This window comes from Stutzerimonas sp. 21-1 (assembly GCF_056336065.1).
Genome location: NZ_CM150500.1, coordinates 3,703,990 through 3,725,672, shown reverse-complemented (window position 1 = coordinate 3,725,672; position 21,683 = coordinate 3,703,990). Strand labels below are relative to the sequence as shown.

19 protein-coding genes are annotated in these 21,683 nt (G+C 66.3%); 10 read left to right on the top strand and 9 right to left on the bottom strand.

The genetic code is table 11. The features are described 5' to 3' along the window. Positions 1–22: 22 nt before the first annotated feature. Entirely contained in the window at positions 23–1,495 is a 1,473-nt protein-coding gene (locus AC0ZJQ_RS17855; RefSeq protein WP_476477036.1) for an inorganic phosphate transporter, read from the bottom strand. Between the two features lie 170 nt (positions 1,496–1,665). Between AC0ZJQ_RS17855 and AC0ZJQ_RS17850 the strand changes: the two genes are divergently transcribed. The 4 genes from AC0ZJQ_RS17850 (at position 1,666) to argA (ending at position 6,235) form a co-directional block, all read left to right on the top strand. After that, entirely contained in the window at positions 1,666–2,343 is a 678-nt protein-coding gene (locus AC0ZJQ_RS17850; protein WP_476477035.1) for a TIGR00153 family protein, read from the top strand. Between the two features lie 37 nt (positions 2,344–2,380). Beyond that, positions 2,381–3,646, top strand: a complete 1,266-nt coding sequence (locus AC0ZJQ_RS17845) for an inorganic phosphate transporter (RefSeq protein WP_476477034.1) — start codon at positions 2,381–2,383, stop codon at positions 3,644–3,646. 100 nt (positions 3,647–3,746) lie between these two features. Continuing rightward, a complete protein-coding gene (gene argE / locus AC0ZJQ_RS17840; RefSeq protein WP_476477033.1) occupies positions 3,747–4,901 on the top strand; it encodes an acetylornithine deacetylase in 1,155 nt (384 codons plus the stop codon). Between the two features lie 35 nt (positions 4,902–4,936). After that, positions 4,937–6,235 (top strand): amino-acid N-acetyltransferase, encoded by a 1,299-nt coding sequence (gene argA, locus AC0ZJQ_RS17835; RefSeq protein ID WP_008569410.1) that lies wholly within the window; start codon positions 4,937–4,939, stop codon positions 6,233–6,235. Positions 6,236–6,274: 39 nt separating this feature from the next. On the opposite strand, the gene gshA is transcribed toward argA, so the two are convergent. The 3 genes from gshA to AC0ZJQ_RS17820 all read right to left on the bottom strand — a co-directional run bounded on the left by gshA (position 6,275) and on the right by AC0ZJQ_RS17820 (position 10,659). Further along, positions 6,275–7,852, bottom strand: a complete 1,578-nt coding sequence (gene gshA / locus AC0ZJQ_RS17830) for a glutamate--cysteine ligase (protein WP_476477032.1) — start codon at positions 7,850–7,852, stop codon at positions 6,275–6,277. 99 nt (positions 7,853–7,951) lie between these two features. Further along, positions 7,952–8,341 carry a PaaI family thioesterase gene (locus AC0ZJQ_RS17825; RefSeq protein WP_003286746.1) on the bottom strand — a complete coding sequence of 130 codons (390 nt, stop codon included), beginning with the start codon at positions 8,339–8,341 and terminating at the stop codon, positions 7,952–7,954. Between the two features lie 2 nt (positions 8,342–8,343). Further along, entirely contained in the window at positions 8,344–10,659 is a 2,316-nt protein-coding gene (locus tag AC0ZJQ_RS17820; RefSeq protein ID WP_476477031.1) for a Tex family protein, read from the bottom strand. 209 nt (positions 10,660–10,868) lie between these two features. Here AC0ZJQ_RS17820 and ompR point away from each other — a divergent pair, with 209 nt between their 5' ends. Beyond that, positions 10,869–11,603, top strand: a complete 735-nt coding sequence (gene ompR, locus AC0ZJQ_RS17815; protein WP_476477030.1) for an osmolarity response regulator transcription factor OmpR — start codon at positions 10,869–10,871, stop codon at positions 11,601–11,603. Between the two features lie 88 nt (positions 11,604–11,691). Next, complete coding sequence (locus AC0ZJQ_RS17810; protein WP_008569429.1) at positions 11,692–13,011, top strand: ATP-binding protein; 1,320 nt, start codon at positions 11,692–11,694, stop codon at positions 13,009–13,011. 34 nt (positions 13,012–13,045) lie between these two features. Here AC0ZJQ_RS17810 and rimK read toward each other — a convergent pair whose 3' ends face one another. Beyond that, complete coding sequence (rimK, locus tag AC0ZJQ_RS17805; protein WP_008569430.1) at positions 13,046–13,951, bottom strand: 30S ribosomal protein S6--L-glutamate ligase; 906 nt, start codon at positions 13,949–13,951, stop codon at positions 13,046–13,048. Then, positions 13,948–14,415: a retropepsin-like aspartic endopeptidase RimB gene (gene rimB, locus AC0ZJQ_RS17800; protein WP_155550862.1), complete on the bottom strand. Its 468-nt coding sequence runs from the start codon at positions 14,413–14,415 to the stop codon at positions 13,948–13,950. The genes rimK and rimB overlap by 4 nt, the downstream gene beginning before the upstream one ends. A 90-nt stretch (positions 14,416–14,505) precedes the next feature. Between rimB and AC0ZJQ_RS17795 the strand changes: the two genes are divergently transcribed. From AC0ZJQ_RS17795 to AC0ZJQ_RS17780, 4 genes are all read left to right on the top strand, one after another. Beyond that, positions 14,506–14,901 carry an RNA-binding S4 domain-containing protein gene (locus tag AC0ZJQ_RS17795; protein ID WP_234302937.1) on the top strand — a complete coding sequence of 132 codons (396 nt, stop codon included), beginning with the start codon at positions 14,506–14,508 and terminating at the stop codon, positions 14,899–14,901. Between the two features lie 119 nt (positions 14,902–15,020). Then, positions 15,021–15,908 carry an Hsp33 family molecular chaperone HslO gene (gene hslO / locus AC0ZJQ_RS17790; protein WP_237262709.1) on the top strand — a complete coding sequence of 296 codons (888 nt, stop codon included), beginning with the start codon at positions 15,021–15,023 and terminating at the stop codon, positions 15,906–15,908. A 156-nt stretch (positions 15,909–16,064) separates the two neighbouring features. After that, entirely contained in the window at positions 16,065–17,609 is a 1,545-nt protein-coding gene (locus AC0ZJQ_RS17785) for a phosphoenolpyruvate carboxykinase (RefSeq protein WP_476477029.1), read from the top strand. 163 nt (positions 17,610–17,772) lie between these two features. Continuing rightward, positions 17,773–18,375, top strand: a complete 603-nt coding sequence (locus tag AC0ZJQ_RS17780) for a nitroreductase family protein (protein WP_167134220.1) — start codon at positions 17,773–17,775, stop codon at positions 18,373–18,375. Between the two features lie 60 nt (positions 18,376–18,435). Here the strand turns inward: AC0ZJQ_RS17780 and AC0ZJQ_RS17775 are convergent, their stop codons facing one another. The 3 genes from AC0ZJQ_RS17775 to AC0ZJQ_RS17765 form a co-directional block, all read right to left on the bottom strand. Then, positions 18,436–20,457 carry a methyl-accepting chemotaxis protein gene (locus tag AC0ZJQ_RS17775; protein WP_155550859.1) on the bottom strand — a complete coding sequence of 674 codons (2,022 nt, stop codon included), beginning with the start codon at positions 20,455–20,457 and terminating at the stop codon, positions 18,436–18,438. A 132-nt stretch (positions 20,458–20,589) separates the two neighbouring features. After that, on the bottom strand, positions 20,590–20,763 hold the full coding sequence (locus AC0ZJQ_RS17770; protein WP_165593822.1) for a hypothetical protein: 174 nt from the start codon (positions 20,761–20,763) through the stop codon (positions 20,590–20,592). Positions 20,764–20,861: 98 nt separating this feature from the next. Beyond that, positions 20,862–21,569, bottom strand: a complete 708-nt coding sequence (locus AC0ZJQ_RS17765) for a succinate dehydrogenase iron-sulfur subunit (RefSeq protein WP_476477028.1) — start codon at positions 21,567–21,569, stop codon at positions 20,862–20,864. Between the last annotated feature and the right edge of the window lie 114 nt (positions 21,570–21,683).

Genomic DNA, 21,683 nt, shown 5'->3' with positions numbered 1-21,683 from the left:
GTAGCACGCACGGGCGGCCGGGTCAGACGAACAGCTTGGTCCCCAGCCAGAACAGGCCGGCGGAAAGCGCGATGGTGGCCGGCAATGTCAGAACCCAGGCCATCAGGATCGTGCGGATGGTGTTGATCTGCAGCCCGCTGTTGTTGGCGACCATGGTACCGGCGACGCCGGAGGAGAGGATGTGCGTGGTGGAAACCGGCAGGCTGTAGAGGTTGGCCATGCCGATGGCGAACACCGCGGTGACCTGCGCGCACATGCCCTGGGCGTAGGTCATGCCCTGCTTGCCGATCTTCTCGCCGACGGTGCGCACCACGCGCCGCCAGCCGACCATGGTGCCGAGGCCGAGCGCCAGGGCGACGGCGAGGATCACGCCGAACGGCGCGTATTCGGTGGTCGCGGTGAGGTCCTTGCGCAGCTTGTCGAGGTCGGCCTGCTCGCGCTTCGGGATGCCCTGCAGCTTGCCGACCTTCTTCGCCGTGTCGTCCAGGCAGAGCAGGTAGCGGCGCACCTCGATGCGGCGCTCGGCCGGCATGTCGCGGTAGTTCTCGACCCCGTCCAGGCTGCCGAGCAGCGCGTTGATGGTCGGCTCGGTGAGTTGCGGGTCGCAGCGGAAGTGGCGGGGCAGCTCGGTCTGACCGTTCTTGCCGAGTGCCAGGTAGTCCTGCAGCGAGTCGTGGTTACGCGCATAGAACTGCTGCAGGTGGACGGCGGCATGCCGGGTCCGTTCGATCTCGTAGCCGGTGCTGGTCTGGTCGAGCACGAACTTGGCCGGGACGATGCCGATCAGCACCAGCATGATCAGGCCGATACCTTTCTGGCCGTCGTTGGAACCGTGCACGAAGCTCATGGCCATCGCCGAGACGATCAGCACCAGGCGGTTCCAGAACGGCGGGTGCTTCTTGCCCTTGTGCTGCGAGCGGATGTGCGGCGTGTCGTGCATCTTGTTGACCGGGAAGCGCTTGCGCAGCAGCCACAGCAGCAGCGCACCGATCAGGAAGCCCGCCAGCGGCGAGAAGATCAGCGACAGGCCGATGTCGATGGCCTTCTTCCAGTTGACCCCGTCGGCCACCGAGATATCGGTGAGCATGGCATTGGCCAGTCCGACGCCGAGGATCGAGCCGATCAGCGTGTGCGAACTGGAGGCCGGGATGCCGAAGTACCAGGTGCCGAGGTTCCAGGCGATAGCCGCGGCGAGCAGGGCGAATACCATCACCAGGCCGCGCCCGGTGTCGACGTTGATCAGCAGTTCCACCGGCAGCAGGTGGACGATTGCGTAGGCCACCCCGACGCCGCCGAGCAGCACGCCGAGAAAGTTGAAGATGCCGGAGAAGACCACCGCCAGATGTGGCGGCATCGCATTGGTGTAGATCACCGTCGCCACCGCGTTGGCGGTGTCGTGGAAGCCGTTGATGAACTCGAAACTGAGGACGAAGAGCAGGGCGAGGACGAGGCTGGTTGCGACCCAGAAGTCGAGTCCGCTGAAGAGATCGAACATGAAAAGTGTCCGCCGGGGGGGCTTTGGAGGCGCGGGATTATGCCAGAAGGTTCACATCATGGCCTTTTGGATATGTAACCGACGCCCGGCACCCGGCTCGGCCAAGCTTTTTCCGCCAGGCGGTCACATTAGTTTTATAATTGCGGCTTCTTCACCGAAAGGCGCTGTCTATGCCAATCAATCCGTTTGTCAGTCTCTTCGGCCGTTCGCCCATTGGCCCGATGCAGCAGCACATGGCCAAATCCCACGAATGCGCGGCGAACCTGGTGCCGTTCTTCCAGGCGGTGATAGCGCAGGACTGGGAACGCGTCGAGCAGATCCAGCAGGAAATGGTTCAGCTGGAGAATGAGGCCGACAAGCTGAAGAAGAGCGTCCGCCAGCACCTGCCCAAGAGTCTGTTCCTGCCGGTACCGCGCTCGGACCTGCTCGATCTGCTGAGCGTGCAGGACAAGATTGCCAACCGGGCCAAGGACATCGCCGGCCTGATGCTCGGCCGCTGCATGAACATTCCGCCGCAGCTGCAGCCGCAGATGCTGGCTTATGTGCAGCGTTGCGTCGACGCCAGCACCCAGGCGCTCAAAGCGCTCAAGGAACTCGACGCCCTGCTGGAAACCGGCTTCAGCGGCCGCGAAGCCGTACTCGTGGAAAAAATGGTCGAGGAGCTCGAAGACATCGAGCGCGACACCGACCGCATGCAGGTTGCCGTGCGGCGCGCCCTGTATCAGCTGGAAAAGGACCTTCCGCCCGTGGATGTGATCTTCCTCTACAAGATCATCGAATGGGTCGGCGACATCGCCGACCGTGCCGAACGTGTCGGCAACCGACTGGAACAATTGCTGGCGCGTTGAGCGCCGGCATCCTTTCTGGCTTCAACAGGTAATCTTTATGTCTCTTCTCTCGGAATACGGTTTCGTACTCCTCGTGCTCGCCTGCATGTTCGGTTTTTTCATGGCCTGGGGCGTGGGCGCCAATGACGTGGCCAATGCGATGGGCACCTCGGTCGGCTCCAAGGCACTGACCATCCGCCAGGCGATCTTCATCGCCATGATTTTCGAATTCTGCGGCGCCTACCTGGCCGGTGGCGAAGTGACCGAGACGATCAAGAACGGCATCGTCGATGCGGAGATCATCACGCCGGACCTGATGGTGCTGGGCATGATGTCGGCGCTGCTGGCCGCCGGCACCTGGCTGCTGATCGCGACCTCGCGCGGCTGGCCGGTATCGACCACGCACTCGATCGTCGGCGCGGTGATCGGTTTCGCCGCCGTCGGCATCTCGATGGATGCCGTGCAGTGGGGCGCCATCGGCCCGATCGTCGCCAGCTGGGTGATCACCCCGTTCCTTTCCGGGCTGGTGGCTTTCGGCCTGTTCATGAGTGTGCAGCGGCTGATCATGGATACCGACGAACCGTTCCGTAACGCCAAGCGCTATGTGCCGCTGTACATGTTCGCCACCGGCTTCATGGTCGCGTTGATGACCGTGACCAAGGGCCTCAAGCATGTCGGGTTGCACCTTTCCGGCGCGCAGGGCCTGCTGCTGGCGGTGGCCATCGGTCTGCTGGTGATGTTCGCCGGCATCGCGCTGCTGTCGCGCATCAAGGTCGACGCGGAAGCGGATCGCACCTTCCACTTCGCCAGCGTGGAGAAGGTCTTCGCCGTACTGATGGTGTTCACCGCGTGCTCGATGGCCTTCGCCCACGGCGCCAACGACGTGGCCAACGCAGTCGGTCCGCTGGCGGCCATCGTCGGCGTGATCGAGTCCGGCGGTGCCAGCGACATCGCCGCCAAGTCCGCCGTGCCGGGCTGGGTGTTGCTGCTCGGCGCGCTGGGGATCGTCATCGGCCTGGCCACCTACGGTTACAAGGTGATCGCCACCGTCGGCAAGGAAATCACCGAGCTGACCCCCAGCCGCGGCTTCGCCGCCGAGCTGGCGACGGCGTCCACCGTGGTCGGCGCCTCGGCCATCGGCCTGCCGGTGTCCACCACCCATACGCTGGTTGGCGCGGTGCTCGGCATCGGCATCGCGCGCGGCATCGGCGCGCTGAATCTGGGCGTGATCGGCAAGATCTTCGTTTCCTGGATCGTCACGCTGCCGGCCGGTGCGCTGCTGTCGATCCTGTTCTTCAGCATCCTGCAGGGCCTGTTCGGCTGATCGTGGCGCCGCCCGCTGGTCGCTGGGCGGCGCGATTTCGGCATCGCGACGGGTTTCATGCTTCACTGCACGCGTCGTTCGCCATGCCGAGGAGCCGTCCGTGCCCATCCCCTCTCTCAAGGAGCAGTTCGCCGCGCTGATTGCCGCGCCGTCGGTGAGCTGCACCCAGCCCGGCTGGGACCAGAGCAACCGCGCCGTGATCGAGCTGCTGGCCGGCTGGCTCGGCGAGCTGGGTTTCGCCTGTGAGACCCGCGAAGTTGCTCCCGGCAAGTTCAACCTGCTGGCCGCCTACGGCTCCGGTCCGGGCGGCCTGGTGCTGGCCGGACACAGCGATACCGTGCCCTACGATGCCGGGCTGTGGACGTCCGATCCGCTGCGCCTGCGCGAGGCCGACGACCGCTGGTACGGACTGGGCAGCTGCGACATGAAGGGCTTCTTCGCACTGGTAATCGAGGCGGTGCGTACGCTGCTCGAACAACCGTTCCGCCAGCCCCTGCTGATTCTCGCCACTTGCGACGAGGAAAGCTCGATGTCCGGCGCCCGCGCGCTGGCGGCGGCCGGCCAGCCGCTCGGGCGGGCTGCGCTGATCGGCGAGCCCACCGGCCTGCGCCCGGTGCGGCTGCACAAGGGCATCATGATGGAGCGCCTGGACATCCTCGGGCAGAGCGGCCATTCGTCCAATCCGGCCTACGGCCACAGCGCGCTGGAGGCCATGCACGCGGCGATGGGCGAGCTGCTGGCGCTGCGCCGCGAGTGGCAGGCCGAGTTCAACAATCCGCTGTTCGACGTGCCGGGGCCGACGCTCAATCTCGGCTGCATCCACGGCGGCGACAATCCCAACCGCATCTGTGGCCAGTGCGCGCTGGAATTCGACCTGCGCCCGCTGCCGGGCATGGACCCGGCGCAGCTGCGCACGGCGATCCGCCAGCGCCTGCAGCCGCTGGCCGAGCAGCATCGGGTGAACATCGAGCTGGCGCCGATCTTCCCCAGCGTGCCGGCCTTCGAGCAGGCCGCCGATAGCGAGCTGGTGCAACTTGCCGAGCGCCTCACCGGCCACGCCGCCCACGCGGTGGCGTTCGCCACCGAAGCGCCTTATCTTCAGCAGCTCGGCTGCCAGACGCTGATCCTCGGGCCCGGCGACATCGCCTGCGCGCATCAGCCGGACGAGTATCTCGAGCTGGCGCGTATCGAGCCGACCGTGCAGCTGCTGCGGCGGATGATCGAGCACTACTGTCTGCAACCGGCGCGGGCCTGACGCCGCGCCTCTTCGCCAATCCCACGGGTTCATCCATGCACGACTACGTCACCTGGCTTCGCGACTCCTCGCCGTACATCAATTCGCACCGCGACCGCACCTTCGTCGTCATGCTGCCGGGCGACGGCCTGGAGCATGCCAACTTCGCCAACATCGTCCACGACCTGGTGCTGCTGCACAGCCTTGGCGTGCGTCTGGTACTGGCGTTCGGCTCGCGCCCGCAGATCGAGGCGCGCCTGGCGGCGCGCGGCATCGAGCCGCGCTATCACCGTGACCTGCGCATCACCGATGCGGCGACGCTGGAATGCGTGATCGATGCGGTCGGGCAGATGCGCATCGCGCTGGAAGCGCGGCTGTCGATGGACATGGCCGCCTCGCCGATGCAGGGCGCGCGGCTGCGCGTGGCCAGCGGAAATTTTGTCACCGCGCGACCGATTGGCGTGCTCGACGGTGTCGACCTGCACCACACCGGCGAGGTGCGGCGCATCGACCGCAAGGGTATCGGCCGCCTGCTCGACGAGCGCACCATCGTGCTGCTGTCGCCGCTGGGCTACTCGCCGACCGGGGAGATCTTCAACCTGGCCTGCGAGGATGTCGCCACCCGGGCCGCTATCGACCTGCAGGCTGACAAGCTGGTGCTCTACGGAGCCGAGACCGGGTTGCTCGACGAGAGCGGCAGGCTGGTGCGCGAGCTGCGCCCGCAGCAGATTCCGGCCTACGTCGAACGCCTCGGCAGCCAGTACCAGGCCGAGCTGCTCGACGCCGCCGCGCAGGCCTGCCGCGGCGGTGTGCGGCGCAGTCACGTGGTCAGCTACGCCGACGACGGCGCGCTGCTCAACGAGCTGTTCACTCGCGACGGCGCCGGCACCCTGGTGACCCAGGAGCAGTTCGAGCAGCTGCGCGAGGCGACCATCGAGGACGTCGGCGGGCTGATCGACCTGATCACCCCGCTGGAGGAGCAGGGCATCCTGGTGCGGCGCTCGCGCGAGGTGCTGGAGCGCGAGGTCGAGCAGTTCAGCATCGTCGAGCGCGACGGGCTGATCATCGCCTGCGCGGCGCTCTATCCGATCGCCGATTCGGATGCCGGCGAGCTGGCTTGTCTGGCGGTCAACCCGGAATACCGCCATGGCGGGCGCGGCGACGAGCTGCTCGAACGCATCGAGGAGCGTGCGCGCAAGCTGGGGCTGAAGAAACTCATCGTGCTCACCACGCGCACCGCCCACTGGTTCCGCGAGCGCGGTTTCGAGCCGATCGGCGTCGAGCATCTGCCGGCGGCACGCGCCTCGCTGTACAACTTCCAGCGCAACTCGAAGATCTTCGAAAAAGCGCTCTGAGGCGCTGGCGGCGGGCATCGCGCCCGCCGCAGGCAACGGTCAGGCGTCGAGGCTGCGCTGGTAGTCGGCGACGAAGCTGTCGAAATCCAGGCGGTCCGCGGCTTCCGTCGCCGCCTGCTGTTCCAGCGACTGGCGCGCCGCAGCCTCGAAGCCGGCCAGCACCTCGGCGGCCAGCGGCTCTGCGCGGAAATGCTCGGCATGGCGGAGCGTCTGGCGCATGGCGAATCGGCTGAAGCTCTCGCCGCTGCGGCGCAGCTCCTCGAGCACGCGTGCCGACGGGGTAAGGCGGCTGTCGGCAACCTTAGCGCGCTGTTCCGCAAGCGCCTCGGTATGCCGCGCATCACCGTGGCTGCGGTCGAGCAGCGCGGCAACACGACCGATGCCGTCGAGCAGCTCGTCGGCCCATACGGTGAGGGGCACGTTCTCGCCGCGGCGGCGCAGTTCCAGGCCCGGACGCCGACCCTCCTTGACCACCTTGAGGAAGTTGTCGGTGGCCGCGCCGCATTCGCCTTCGGCCAGACAAGGACTGTCATCCAGCGCGCATAACAACAGGAAGGCATCGAGGAAGCGCGCCTCGCCGAGGTCGATACCCAGCGGCAGGAACGGGTTGATGTCCAGGCAGCGCACTTCGATGTACTGGATGCCGCGCGCCCGCAGCGCCTGCAGCGGCCGCTCGCCGACCGCGGTGACGCGCTTGGGGCGGATGTTGGAGTAGTACTCGTTTTCGATCTGCAGCACGTTGGTGTTGAGCTGCTGCCAGTTGCCGGCGGCATCCTTGGTGCCCAGCGCCACGTACTCGGGATAGGGCGTGGAGACCGCGTGGTAAAGGCTTTCGGTATAGCTGGGCAGGTCGTCGTAGCAGGGCGTCAGACCGGCCTGGGCGTTGTTCTGGTAACCCAAGTCGCTCATGCGCAGGCTGGTCGCCCAAGGCAGGTAGAGCGTGTGCTCGTCGAGCGATTCGAGCTGGTGCGCGCGGCCACGCAGGAAGCCGGCATCCAGCGCCGGCGAGGCGCCGAACAGGTACATCAACAGCCAGCTGTAGCGACGGAAGTTGCGGATCAGGCTGATGTAGCGACTGGAGCGATAGTCCTGCGCGCTGCGCGGATCGCCGTCGTCGGCCTGCAGCACCGCCCACAGCTGCTCGGGCAGCGAGAAGTTGTAATGAATGCCGGCGATGCACTGCATGGTCTTGCCGTAACGCAGCGCCAGACCCTGGCGGTAGACGTGCTTGAGCCGGCCGACGTTGGAGCTGCCGTATTCGGCGATGGGAATGTCCGCCTCGTCCGGCAGCAGGCAGGGCATCGACGGGCTCCAGAGGAATTCGCCGTCGAGCTTGGCGTAGGTGAACCGGTGGATGGTCTCCAGCTCGGCCAGCGTGTTGCGCGGGTCCTGGTCGGTGCCGGTGATGAACTCCAGCAGCGCCTCGGAATAGTCGGTGGTGATCTGCGGATGCGTCAGCGCCGAGCCGAGGGCGCGCGGATGCGTGGTGTGGGCCAGCTGGCCGTTCGCATCGACGCGCAGGCATTCGCGCTCGATCCCGTGCAGGCATTGGCTGAGCAGCGGCAGGTTGGTTTGCTCGGCCAGCAGTGCCAGACGATGAGAGAGAAGATCGCTCAACTTGTGGATTCCTTCACGCGACAGTCGGCCCAATATGGGGACGCAAACGCCGCTGTACAAGAGCGGCGTTTGCGCGGGCACAGGATTGGTGGCGCGGCGTTACAGGCAGGCGAAGGTGGCCTGCGCCTTGGCGATCAGCTTGTCGCCCTGATGCACCTCGGCTTCGAGCACTTGGGTGCGCCGGCCGCCATGCACCACCCACGCCCGGCAGCGTAGCTCGCCATCGGTGACCGGGCGGATGTAGTTGACCTTGCATTCCAGCGTCACGCTGTTCGGCGAGCCGTCGCCCAGGCTGTGGCTGGCCTGGCCCATGGCGGTGTCGATCAGCGAAAACAGTGCGCCGCCGTGCAGCTTGCCGTGCAGGTTGCGCAGGCCGTCGTGCATGGTCAGGCCGAGCACGGCCTCGCCGTTGCCGACCTGATGGATTTCCAGGCCGAGCAGGCGGCCGAACGCGCTGGAGCTGCCGACGGCCTCGACTTGCATGCTCATGCCTACTTCCTCAACTGCTTGGCGTTGGCGAACAGCGCGGCCATCGCCGCGTTGGCCGGCGCCGGCTTGTCTTCCTTGGCATGGCGCTCGCTGCGTGGCGCGTTGCCGCGTGGCTTGCCGCCGCCACGCGGGCCGTCGGTCTTCTCGCCGGGGGTATCGCTCATGCGCATGGACAGGCCGACGCGCTGGCGCGGGATGTCCACTTCCATGACCTTGACCTTCACGATATCGCCGGCCTTGACCACTTCATACGGGTCCTTGACGAACTTCTCGGAGAGCGCCGACACGTGCACCAGACCGTCCTGATGCACGCCGATGTCGACGAAGGCGCCGAAGTTGGTCACGTTGGTCACGACGCCTTCGAGCACCATGCCCGGCTCCAGATCGCTGAGCTTCTCGACGCCATCCTGGAACTCGGCAGTTTTGAACTCCGGACGCGGATCGCGGCCGGGCTTGTCCAGTTCGCTGAGGATGTCGGTGACGGTGGGCAAGCCGAAGGTCTCGTCGGTGAACTGCTTGGGGTCCAGGCGCTTGAGAAACGCCGAGTCGCCGATCAGCGAGCGGATGTCGCGACCGGTATCGGCGGCGATGCGCTTGACCAGCGGATAGGTTTCCGGGTGCACCGCCGAGGCGTCCAGCGGGTTGTCGCCGTTCATCACGCGGAGAAATCCGGCGGCCTGTTCGAAGGTCTTCTCGCCCAGACGTGGGACCTTCTTCAGCTCGCTGCGGGACTTGAACGCGCCATTGGCATCGCGGAACTGCACGATGTTCTGCGCCAGCGTCGCGTTGAGACCGGAGATGCGCGCCAGCAGCGCGGCGGAGGCGGTATTCACATCGACGCCGACGGCGTTCACGCAGTCCTCGACCACCGCATCCAGCGAACGCGCCAGCTTGAGCTGGGAGACGTCGTGCTGGTACTGGCCGACGCCGATGGATTTCGGGTCGATCTTCACCAGTTCGGCCAGCGGGTCCTGCAGGCGGCGGGCGATGGACACGGCGCCGCGCAGGGATACGTCCAGATCGGGGAATTCCTTGGCCGCCAGTTCCGAGGCCGAGTACACCGAGGCACCGGCTTCGCTGACCATGATCTTGGTGAGCTTGAGGCCCGGCACCTTCTTGATCAGTTCGCCGGCCAGCTTGTCCGACTCGCGGCTGGCGGTGCCGTTGCCGATGGCGATCAGGTCGACGGCGTGCTTGGCGCAGAGCTTGGCGAGGATCGCCAGGGTGCCGTCCCAGTCGTTGCGCGGCGCGTGCGGGTAGACGGTGGCGGTTTCCAGCAGCTTGCCGGTGGCGTCGACCACCGCGACCTTGCAGCCGGTGCGCAGGCCCGGATCGAGCGCCAGGGTCGCGCGCGGGCCGGCCGGCGCGGCCAGCAGCAGGTCGTGCAGGTTGCGGGCGAATACGGAGATGGCTTCGTCTTCGGCCTTGTCACGCAGCTCGCCGAGCAGGTCGGTTTCCAGATGGGTGTAGAGCTTGACCTTCCAGGTCCAGCGCACCACCTCGCCCAGCCACTTGTCGGCGGCGCGGCCGCGGTTGGCGATGCCGAAGCGCTCGCCGATCATGCCTTCGCCCGGGTGCATGCTGCCCGGCGCCTCGTCGCCGACCTTCAGGCTGACGCTGAGGATGCCCTCGTTGCGTCCGCGGAAGATCGCCAGCGCGCGGTGCGACGGGGCATTCTTCAGTACTTCGTCATGCTCGAAGTAGTCGCTGAACTTGGCACCTTCGCTTTCCTTACCCGGCACTACACGGGCACTGAGGGTGGCGTTGTGCTTGAGGAAGTCCCGCAGCTTGGCCAGCAGGTCGGCGTCCTCGGCGAAGCGCTCCATGAGGATGTACTTGGCGCCTTCGAGCACCGCTTTCACATCGGCGAAGCCCTTCTCGGCGTCGATGAAACGCTCGGCTTCCTGCTCCGGATTCAGCTCCGGATTGCCGAACAGCGCATCGGCCAGCTCGCCAAGGCCGGCTTCCAGGGCGATCTGCCCCTTGGTGCGGCGCTTCTGCTTGTAGGGCAGGTAGAGGTCTTCGAGGCGGGTCTTGGTGTCGGCGAGATCGATCTCGCGCTTCAGCTCGGGGGTCAGTTTGCCCTGTTCCTCGATGCTGGCGAGGATCGAGACGCGGCGCTCGTCCAGCTCGCGCAGGTAGCGCAGGCGCTCCTCCAGATTGCGCAGCTGGGTATCGTCGAGGCTGCCAGTGACTTCCTTACGGTAACGGGCGATGAAGGGCACGGTGGAACCTTCGTCGAGCAGCGCCACGGCGGCGGCGACCTGTTGCGGGCGCACGCCCAGCTCGTTGGCGATACGGGAGTTGATGCTGTCCATGAAGCTACCTGGGTCAGTCGAACCATGCAGGCCGGGCCTGCGCGAAAGCGCGGGAGTATAAAGGCAGCGGCCGGCTTGCTGCGGCGCTGCGGACGAAAAAGCGCGGCGTATCGACGACCGCTTCGCCCGCAAAATCTGCTAACAATGGCTGACGAATGCCTTTTCATCCGCAGGCGCATAATGCGCCGTCAATAAATCCTGGAGTTCCCATGAGCAGCACTGCGTCCACCAACGAAGGTGAAAAGATCCTCATCGTCGATGATGACGCCCGTCTGCGGCGCCTGCTCGAGCGCTTTCTCGACGAGCAGGGCTACCGCGTGCGGACCGTGGAGAACACCGAGCAGATGGATCGCCTGCTCAGCCGCGAGCTGTTCCAGCTGGTGGTGCTCGATCTGATGATGCCCGGCGAGGATGGCCTGTCCGCCTGCCGGCGCCTGCGCGAGAGCAACAACCAGATTCCGATCATCATGCTCACTGCCAAGGGCGACGAGGCCAGCCGCATTCAGGGCCTGGAGCAGGGCGCCGACGATTACCTGGCCAAGCCGTTCAATCCGCGTGAACTGCTGGCGCGCATCCGCGCCGTGCTGCGCCGGCAGACGCCGCAGGTGCCGGGCGCGCCGGGCAGCGAGGAGGAGATCGTCACCTTCGGCGATTACCAGCTGTCGCTGGCGACCCGTGAGCTGACGCGCGGCGATCAGGTGCACATGCTCACCACCGGCGAGTTCGCCGTGCTCAAGGCGCTGGTGCAGCACGCCCGCGAGCCGCTGACCCGCGACAAGCTGATGAACCTTGCCCGCGGCCGCGAGTGGGACGCGCTGGAGCGCTCCATCGACGTGCAGATTTCGCGCCTGCGCCGGCTGATCGAACCTGATCCGTCCAAGCCGCGCTATATCCAGACCGTATGGGGCGTGGGCTACGTGTTCGTGCCGGACGGCAACAAGTGAAACTCGCCTTTCACGCAGGCTGCCGGCGGCAGGTGGCGCAGGCAGCCTGCGCGGCCATTGGCAGCGCGCGGCGCGAGGCGTGCCGCGGGTGAAAGCGCCGCTGTGGTTCCCGCAAAGCTTCTTCGCCCGCACGCTGTGGATGGTACTGGTGGTGGTGCTGTTCTCCAAGGTGCTGACGCTGTTCTACCTGATGGCCAACGAGGACGTGCTGGTGGACCGCCAGTACAGCCACGGCGCAGCGCTGACGCTGCGGGCCTACTGGGCGGCGGACGATGCCGACCGCGCCCGCATCGGTCGCGCCGCCGGCCTGCAGACGGTGCCGGAACTGCAGGTGCCGCGCGGCGAGTACCACTGGCCCTACACCGACATCTTCCAGCGGCAGATGCGCGCCGAGCTTGGCGCCGAGACCGAGGTGCGGGTGCGCATCCAGCCGTCCACCGCGATCTGGGTGCGGGCGCCGGAGCTTGGTGCGGACTGGGTGCGGGTGCCGCTGTATGCCTATCCGCTGCGCGGCCAGCGCATCTGGAGCGTGCTCGGCTGGTTCCTCGGCATCGGGTTGCTGTCGACGGCGGCAGCCTGGATTTTCGTCAACCAGCTCAACCTGCCGCTCAAGCGGCTGGTCTACGCCGCGCGGCAGATCGGCAAGGGCCGCAGCGTGCGCCTGCCAATCGGCGATACGCCGAGCGAGATGACCGAGGTGTATCGCGCCTTCAATCAGATGGCCGAGGACGTCGAGCAGGCCGGGCGCGAGCGCGAGCTGATGCTCGCCGGGGTGTCGCATGACCTGCGCACGCCACTGACGCGCCTGCGCCTGTCGCTGGAACTGATGGCCGGCGACGACGAGCTGACCGAGGACATGATCCGCGACGTCGAGGACATGGATGCGATCCTCGACCAGTTCCTCGCCTTCGTCCGTGACGGCAGCGACGAGCCGGTGGAAAAACTCGACCTGGGCGAGCTGATCCGCGAGGTGGTGGCGCCGTACAACCAGCACGAGGAGACGGTGCGCCTGTGCGTCGAGCCGATGCCGGAACTGGCGCTGCGCCGCGTGTCGATCAAGCGCCTGCTGGTCAACCTGATCGAGAACGCCCGGCGCTACGGCGGCGAAGGCGTGGAGGTCGCCGCCTCGGTAACCGGCGACAGCAATGCGCCGTACGTGGTGCTCAGCGTGCTCGACCGCGGGCCTGGCATCGCGCCGAGCGAGCTGGAGGGCATCTTCAACCCGTTCATCCGCGGCGACCGCGCGCGCGGTGGCAAGGGCTCCGGCCTGGGGCTGGCGATCGTCAAGCGCATCGCCAACCAGCACGGCGGCATCGTCGAGCTGCGCAACCGCGAGGGTGGCGGCCTGGAGGCGCGGGTCAGCCTGCCGCTGGGGCTGCTGCTGCCGAGGGATGCGATAAAAACCTGATGGCGAGCGCGCGCCGGCTGTCAGCGCGCGGCGTTCAGCCCTTGCCCTTGGTGCGGGTCAGGTGCGGGCCACCGTTCTTTTCCAGGTACTCGATGATCAGCCCGGCAACGTCCTTGCCGGTGGTTTCCTCGATGCCGGCCAGGCCCGGCGAAGAGTTGACCTCCATCACCAGCGGGCCGTGGTTGGAGCGCAGGATGTCGACGCCGGCCACGTTCAGGCCCATCACCTTGGCCGCGCGGATCGCGGTCATGCGTTCTTCCGGGGTGATCTTGATCAGGCTGGCGGTGCCGCCGCGATGCAGGTTGGAGCGGAATTCGCCGGGCTTGGCCTGGCGCTTCATCGAGGCGATCACCTTGTCGCCGACGACGAAGCAGCGGATGTCGGCGCCGCCGGCCTCCTTGATGTATTCCTGCACCATGATGTCCTGCTTGAGGCCCATGAACGCCTCGATCACCGATTCCGCGGCCTTCTCGGTCTCGCACAGCACCACGCCGATGCCCTGGGTGCCTTCGAGCACCTTGATCACCAGCGGCGCGCCGTTGACCATCTGGATCAGGTCGGGAATGTCGTCGGGCGAGTGGGCGAAGCCGGTCACCGGCAGGCCGACGCCGCGCCGCGACAGCAGCTGCAGTGCGCGCAGTTTGTCGCGCGAACGGGCGATCGCCACCGACTCGTTGAGCGGAAACACGCCCTGCATCTCGAACTGGCGCAGCACCGCGCAACCGTAGAAGGTCACCGAGGCGCCGATGCGCGGGATCACCGCGTCGAAACCCTCCAGCGGCTTGCCGCGGTAATGAATCTGCGGCTTGTGGCTGGCGATGTTCATGTAGGCGCGCAGGGTGTCGATCACCACCACCTCATGGCCACGCTGCTGGCCGGCTTCGACCAGGCGGTGGGTGGAATACAGGCGCGGATTGCGCGACAGCACGGCGATTTTCATTGGGCACCGGGGGAAGTGAGAACCTGGGGTTTGTCCTGGATATAGGAGCGCGACGGGTCGATCAGCCATTGCCCGTCGACCAGCGCCTTGGAGCCGAGCAGCAGGCGGTAGCGCATGGTCTTGCGGCAGGTCAGGGTGAATTCGACCGGCCAGACATGGTCGCCGAGCGCCAGCAGGGTGCGCACCACGTAGCGCGTCTGCACCTGACCGTTGGAGCTCTTGATCGTCTTGTGCGCCACCAGCGGCGCCTCGCAGCGATGACGGCGCTGGACCAGCGTGCCCAGATGCGCGGTGAAACGCACCCAGGGCTGGCCGTCACGCTCGAATTCGCTGATCTCGGTGGCGTGCAGCGCCGAGGTGCTGGCGCCGGTGTCGATCTTCGCGCGCAGGCCGACCACGCCCAGTTCGGGCAGGGCGACCCATTCGCGCAGGCCGATCAGCGTGTGGGGATCGAGACAGTCCAAGCGTGGCATCCATGAGATTTGCGGGCATTCTAGTCGTGGTGCATGACAACTGCACACGGCTGAGACCACAAGGCGAAACGCAGGTTGAACATGAGCGAAAAAGACGACGACAAGGTGCGCCTGGACAAGTGGCTGTGGGCCGCGCGCTTCTTCAAGACCCGCGCGCTGGCCAAGGAAGCCATCGAGGGCGGCAAGGTGCACTGTCGCGGCGAGCGCTGCAAGCCGAGCAAGGAACCGCGGGTCGGCGACGAGCTGGTGATCCGCATCGGTTTCGACGAGCGCACGGTGATTATCCGCGAGCTGTCGGCAGTGCGCCGGGGCGCGCCGCAGGCCCAGCTGCTCTACGAGGAAACCGCCGACAGCCTGGCGCGCCGCGAAGAAGCAGCGGCGCAGCGCAAGGCCGGCGCGCTCGGCGTGCAGACCGACGGCCGACCGAGCAAGAAGCAGCGTCGGCAGATCGAGCTGCTGCGCGCATTCAAGGGCTGAGCGGCAGGGAACGGCCGACTCCACGACCGGTCCACCGAATCGACGGCGGGTGCCTCGGGGTGCCGACGCTTCGTGTAAAATGCACGACTTTTTCCGCGGCCACCTTGCGAGCATCCGGCATGTCCGACCAGACCCAACGCTTTCTCTTCGACGACAACGACGTGCGCGGCGAAACCGCCACGCTCGCCGAAAGCTACCAGCACGTGCTGGCCAAGCACGCCTACCCGGAACCGGTCGCTCAGCTGCTCGGCGAGCTGCTGGCCGCCGCGGCGCTGCTGGTCGGCACGCTGAAGTTCGACGGCCTGCTGTCGCTGCAGGCGCGCTCCGAAGGGCCGGTGCCGCTGCTGATGGTCGAATGCTCCAGCGACCGCGAGGTGCGCGGTATTGCCCGTTACCACGCCGAGCAGATCGCGCCGGACGCGACCCTGCGCGAGCTGATGCCCGAAGGCATGCTGGCGATCACCGTCGAACCGGCCAAGGGCCAGCGTTACCAGGGCATCGTCGGCCTGGAGGGCGTCGACCTGGCCGCGTGCCTGTCGGAATACTTCGCCGCCTCCGAGCAGCTGCCGACCCGTTTCTGGCTCGCCGCCGACAGCCGCCGCGCCTGCGGCCTGCTGCTGCAGCAGTTGCCGGCCGACCGCATCCACGATCCGGAAGAGCGCGAAGCCAGCTGGCAGCACCTGCGCACCCTGGCCGATACGCTCAGCGCCGAGGAACTGCTGGGGCTGGATACCGAGACCGTGTTGCATCGGCTCTACCACGAGGAACCGCTGCGGCTGTTCGAGGCGCAGCCGATCCGTTTCCGCTGCAGTTGCTCGCGCGAGCGTTCGGCCAATGCGCTGGTCAGCCTGGGCCAGCACGATGCCGAACAGCTGCTGCAGGAGCAGGGCGGCACCATCACCGTGGATTGCCAGTTCTGCAACGAACACTACGTCTTCGATGCTGCCGACATCGGCCAGCTGTTTGCCGGTGGTGGCATTCAGCCGGCCTCGGATACCCGTCACTGATGGCGCCATGCCACAGTGAACCTTTTGGCCATCACGGGCTCATACCCAGCGCGCCGTGTTTTCTGGCATAATCGCGCGCACTTTTTTCGATGTAGTTCACCGTCTGGTGCACTACAACAGCATGGAGGAATCGGCCCAGGGCCGACGGGGACACTCATGACGCAAGCGACCAACGCCGTGTACACCGACATCAGCATCGCGCAATTGATTGAAGAAGCCGTCAAGCGCGGTGAGGGTGAGCTGGCTGCCAATGGCTCTCTGGTGGTTAAGACCGGGCACCGCACAGGTCGTTCTCCGGCTGACCGCTTCATCGTCGAAGAGCCGAGCACCCAGCACCACATCGCCTGGGGGCCGATCAACCGCCCGTTCCCGGCCGGCAAGTTCGAGGCGCTGTGGAACCGCGTCGAAGCCTACCTCGGCGAGCGTGACAGCTTCGTTTCCCACGTGCATGTTGGTGCTGACCCCGAGCACTACCTGCCGGTGAAGATGAGCACCGAAACCGCCTGGCACAACCTGTTCGGCCGTTGCCTGTTCATCGAGCCGACCGCCTTCAACCCGGCCGGCAAGAGCGAGTGGCGCATCCTCAACGCGCCGTTCTTCGTTTGCGAGCCGGAGCGTGACGGTACCCATTCCGACGGCTGCGTGATCCTCAACTTCGCCGAGAAGAAAGTGCTGATCGCTGGCATGCAGTACGCCGGTGAAATGAAGAAAGCCATGTTCTCCGTGCAGAACTACCTGCTGCCCGACGTCGACGTGCTGCCGATGCACTGCGCTGCCAACATCGGCGAAGACGGCGACACCACCCTGTTCTTCGGCCTGTCCGGCACCGGCAAGACCACCCTGTCGGCCGACGAATCGCGTTACCTGATCGGTGACGACGAGCACGGCTGGGGCGTGGGTCGCGTGTTCAACATCGAGGGCGGTTGCTACGCCAAGTGCATCGACCTGTCCGAGAAGAACGAGCCGGTGATCTGGAAGGCCATCAAGTTCGGCGCCGTGCTGGAAAACGTCGTGCTTAACGAGCAGACCCGCCTGCCCGACTACGCCGATGCCAGCCTGACGCAGAACAGCCGCGCCGCCTATCCGCTGGAGCACGTCGAGAAGCGTTCCGAGAAGAACCTCGGCGGCGAGCCGAAAGCGGTGATCTTCCTGACCTGCGACCTGACCGGCGTGCTGCCGCCAGTGTCGATCCTGAACAACGAGCAGGCGGCCTACCACTTCCTGTCCGGCTACACCGCGCTGGTCGGTTCCACCGAAATGGGTTCGGGCAGCGGCATCAAGTCGACCTTCTCCACCTGCTTCGGCGCGCCGTTCTTCCCGCGTCCGGCCGGCGAGTACGCCGAGCTGCTGATCAAGCGCATCAACGCCTTCGGCTCCAAGGTCTATCTGGTCAACACCGGCTGGACCGGCGGTGGCTACGGCGTCGGCAAGCGCTTCAACATCCCGACCACCCGCGCGGTGATCGCGGCGATCCAGAGCGGCGCGCTGGTCGGTGCCGAAACCGAGCACCTGCCGATCATCAACCTGGACGTGCCGAAGGCCGTTGCGGGCGTCGAAACCCAGCTGCTCAACCCGCGCAATACCTGGGCTGACCCGAGCGCCTACGATCTGGCGGCCAAGGAGCTGGCAGGCAAGTTCGTCGAGAACTTCAAGAAGTTCGACGTCTCCGACGCCATCAAGAACGCCGGCCCGCAACTCTAAGCTGCGATCCGTCGTTCAACAAAAGCCGCCTTCGGGCGGCTTTTTCGTGGGCGTTCGCCGCGCAAAGTATCGTGCTGCTCGATCGGTTTGATCGGAAAGTACCGGTGGTTTCGATCATTTCGCGTCGCTAGCATGGCGGCCATTCTTGATTCGGGAGAAGCCCATGACCATCGAAGACGCCATCCAGAGCCGCCGTGCGATCAAAGCCTACGATCCTGACTTCCAGCTCAGCCGCGAGGAGAAGGACGAGCTGCTGCGCCTGGCGCTGCACGCACCGTCGGCGTTCAACCTGCAGCACGTGCGACTGGTCGAGGTCAGCGATCCGGCGCTGCGCGCGCAGATCCGCGAGGTGGGCTGGAACCAGGCGCAGATGACCGAGGCCTCGATGCTGGTGGTGGTCTGCGCCAAGCTCGACAGCTGGGAAGCGGATGCGCGCCGCGTCTGGGAAGGTGCGCCGGAGCAGGTGCAGGATTACATGGCCGGCGCCATCGACAATTACTACCGCGGTAAGCCGCAGGTGCAGCGCGACGAGACCATGCGCAGCTGCGGCCTGCTGGCGCAGACGCTGATGCTGGCGGCGCGCGGCAAGGGGCTGGACTCCTGCCCGATGGACGGCTTCGATTTCGATGCCGTGGCGCGGCTGATCAAGCTGCCGGCCAACCATGTGATTGGCCTGATGGTCGCGGTGGGCAAGCGCACGGTCGAGCCCAAGCCGCGCGTCGGCAAGCTGCCGTTCGACGAGCTGGTGCTGCGCGACCGCTTCTGAGCGGACGGAAAGTAAACAGGGCGTGCTTCGGCACGCCCTTTTTCGTTGCCGCGGCGAAACTCAGTGGGTGGTCAGGCCGAGCAGATGGTCGGCGACGCCCTTGGTCCGCCGCGACGTGCCGGCGGTGGCCTCGCTGGTGCTCTGCAGCGCTTCGAGTACATCGGTCAGCGAGCCGACGTCCGCCGACTGGCTCTCGATGTGCTGCGCCACCGCACGTATGGCATCGGCCAGACGGTCGATGTCGGTTCCGATCTCCTCGGCGTTCCGGCGGGTGATCTCGGCCAGCTTGCGAACTTCGTCGGCGACCACGGCGAAGCCGCGGCCCATCTCGCCGGCGCGCGCGGCTTCGATCGCTGCGTTGAGCGCCAGCAGGTTGGTCTGTCCGGCGATCTGCTGGATGGTCTGCACCACCGACTGGATGCGCTGGCTCGACTGCGCCAGGGCGCGCGCGCTGCCGACCACCGCATCGGCCTGATCGACCATCTGGCTGACCGACGTGCCGGCCTGGTCGATCACCTGCGCCTGCTGGTCGATGGTCAGCGCCAGTTCGTCCATCGAACCGTGCAGGTCGGTGGCGCACTGACTCAGCTGGTCGGCCATGTGCTGACGCTGGCGGTCGGCATCGAGCAGCACCGCGCCGAGATCGGCGAGGCCGCGGAACACCGGGCGGATATGCTCGTCGAGGCCGTTGATGTCGAGGCTGCTGTGGTAGTCCTGGCGCTTGAACTGGTCGATCTGCTTGACCACCACCTGGCTCAGACCGGTGAGTTTCTTGATCTGCCGGCGCAGGAAGAACGCCTTGAACTCGCCGTGGTAGGCGATGAAGTTGTCGGTGTATTCGTCGCGAAACCCGGCCTGATCGCTGGTGCGGAAGAAGAACACCGCCGTCAGCGTCTGGTTCAGGTTCAGCCCGAGGATCTCGCCGAAGGTGGAGTAGCCGAGCACCGGCGTGTCGCCGAACACCGCGTGCATGCCGTCGAGCGACTGGGCATTGTTCAGCCGGCGCAGGATGCAGTCGTTGAGAATACCGACCAGCGGCCGGCCGGGCTTGTCGCGCATGAAGCGCTGGAAGTCGCGGCGGGTGGCTTCCACCAGCGGGGTGCGCTTGACCATCACCAGCTCCTCGCCGGGGGCGACGTCGCAGAACAGGTGCACGCGCTCGTTGGCGAAGTCGATCCGCGCGATCGAGCGCACGAACACCTCCTCGCCGACGCGGATGGCAAAGGAATAATCCGCCAGCCGCGCCTCCAGCTCGCCCGGCGTGCAATGCAGCGCCTCGCAGAGGGCGGCGACCATCGAACGGATGTTGCCGCGCGCATCGACCACCTGGCTGATGTAGCGGTCTTCCAGCGACGCGCTGAGGACGCTGAGACTGAGCGCGGTCGGCTCGAAGTTCTGGCTCTTGAACACGCCGAAGCGCACGTCGCGGGCGCATTTGAGGAAGACGATCTGCGCATGGTTCTGGTAGGCACGCGTGCCGTCATGCAGCTGGGTGGCCTTGAAGTCGAGCTTGCCGCCGGCCGAGCCGCCGACGAACAAGCAGGGGAAGCGGCCGGATTCGTAGAGCGCTTCCATGAAGAACGATTCGGACGCCGAAAGGCCGTCGAAGACGATGTTCGCCAGGGTGTCGCGATAGTCGATCGGCATCTTCACCTGCAGGCGCCGCAGCGACTCGGTCAGCCGGGCGATGCGTTGCGCCATGCTCAGGCGCGTGCCCTGGCCGCGGATGTCCTCGCATTCCAGCGGTACGTGGACGATCTCGGCAGCGGCAATCACGCTGGCGTCGAACAGTTGCAGCGCCACGCGATCCCAATGCGCACCGGTGCTGCAGTACAGCTGGGTATTCTGGCTCGACAGCTCGCCGGCGGTGGTGCACAGGCTGATGACCGCCTGCGGGAAGCGCTGGCGGATCAGGCGTGCGACCGCATCGAGATCGACATGCGGCGAGACGAAGCCGGCAATGTAGGTCGGCTCCAGACGCAGCGCCGCGAGTTGTTCGGGCAACTGCGCGGCGCTGCCGAGCAGGCTGGTGACACCATCGCCCTGACGGGCACCGGAGCGGGATCGAAGAATTGACAGCATGACGGCTTCGCTCGTGAGGCTGCAGGACGGATGCACTGCTTTCAAGGCGACGTTACGAGCATGCGCGGCGGGCGGCTATGCAACTATGGGGCTGCTACCAAAGTAGCTACCGCCGGTCGGGCTTCGCGCGGTTCAGTTGCCCCAGAGGAGCTTGCCGACCCCGGTGTGTGCCGGCAGCAGATAGAGGCTGAAGGCGAAGACCAGCAGCAGGCCGAGGACATAACCCAGCGAAACCAGCGCGCTCGCACGTGACCGGCGTGGCGGCGGCGAGGCTTCAGAAGTGGCGGAAGGGCGGTGGCGGTCCATGACGGCTGGCGGCTGAGCTCGGGAGCGGCGGGGCCGCGGCGGTGGCAGAGATTAAACATCGTTAAGGCAAAGTGCCACTACTGGTTTCGGCCGCTCGGTCAGGTGCCCCGCGCCAGCAGCTCACGACGGATATGGCCGATCGCGCCCATCGGGTTGAGTCCCTTCGGACAAACCCAGCTGCAGTTGCCGATGCTGCGGCAGCGGAACACGCTGAACGGATCGTCCAGATCCGCCAGCCGCTCGGCGGCAGCGGTGTCGCGGCTGTCGGCGATGAAGCGCCAGGCCTGCAGCAGACCGGCCGGACCGATGTACTTTTCCGGGTTCCACCACCACGACGGGCATTGCGACGAGCAGCAGCCGCAGAGGATGCATTCGTAGAGGCCGTCGAGCTGCGCGCGCTGCTGCGGTGACTGCAGGCGCTCGATGCTCGGCGTCGGCTGGTCGTTGATCAGCCACGGACGGATGCGTTCGTATTGCCGGAAGAACTGGCTCTGATCGACCACCAGATCGCGGATCACCGGCATGCCGGGCAAGGGCCGGATGACCAGGCGACCGGTGCTGTCCAGCGCTTCGGGCACCGGGGTGACGCAGGCCAGGCGGTTCTTGCCGCCGATGTTCATGCCATCCGAGCCGCACACGCCTTCGCGGCAGGAGCGGCGGTAGGCCAGCGACGGGTCCTGCTCGCGCAGATACTCCAGGACGTCCAGCACCATGCGCTGGCGCAGCTCGTCCGGTATCTGCAGGGTCTGCATGTAGGGCACGTCGTCGCGTTCCGGGTTGTAGCGGTACAACTGCACATCGAGCATGGCTGGTCTCCTTCCGCGTGCACGTTTTGCCGAACCTTGAGCATAGACGGCCGCCACGCGACGGGGCGGAAGTAGAATGTCCGGCCACCGAGGCCGATCCTGACCTCACGAGGA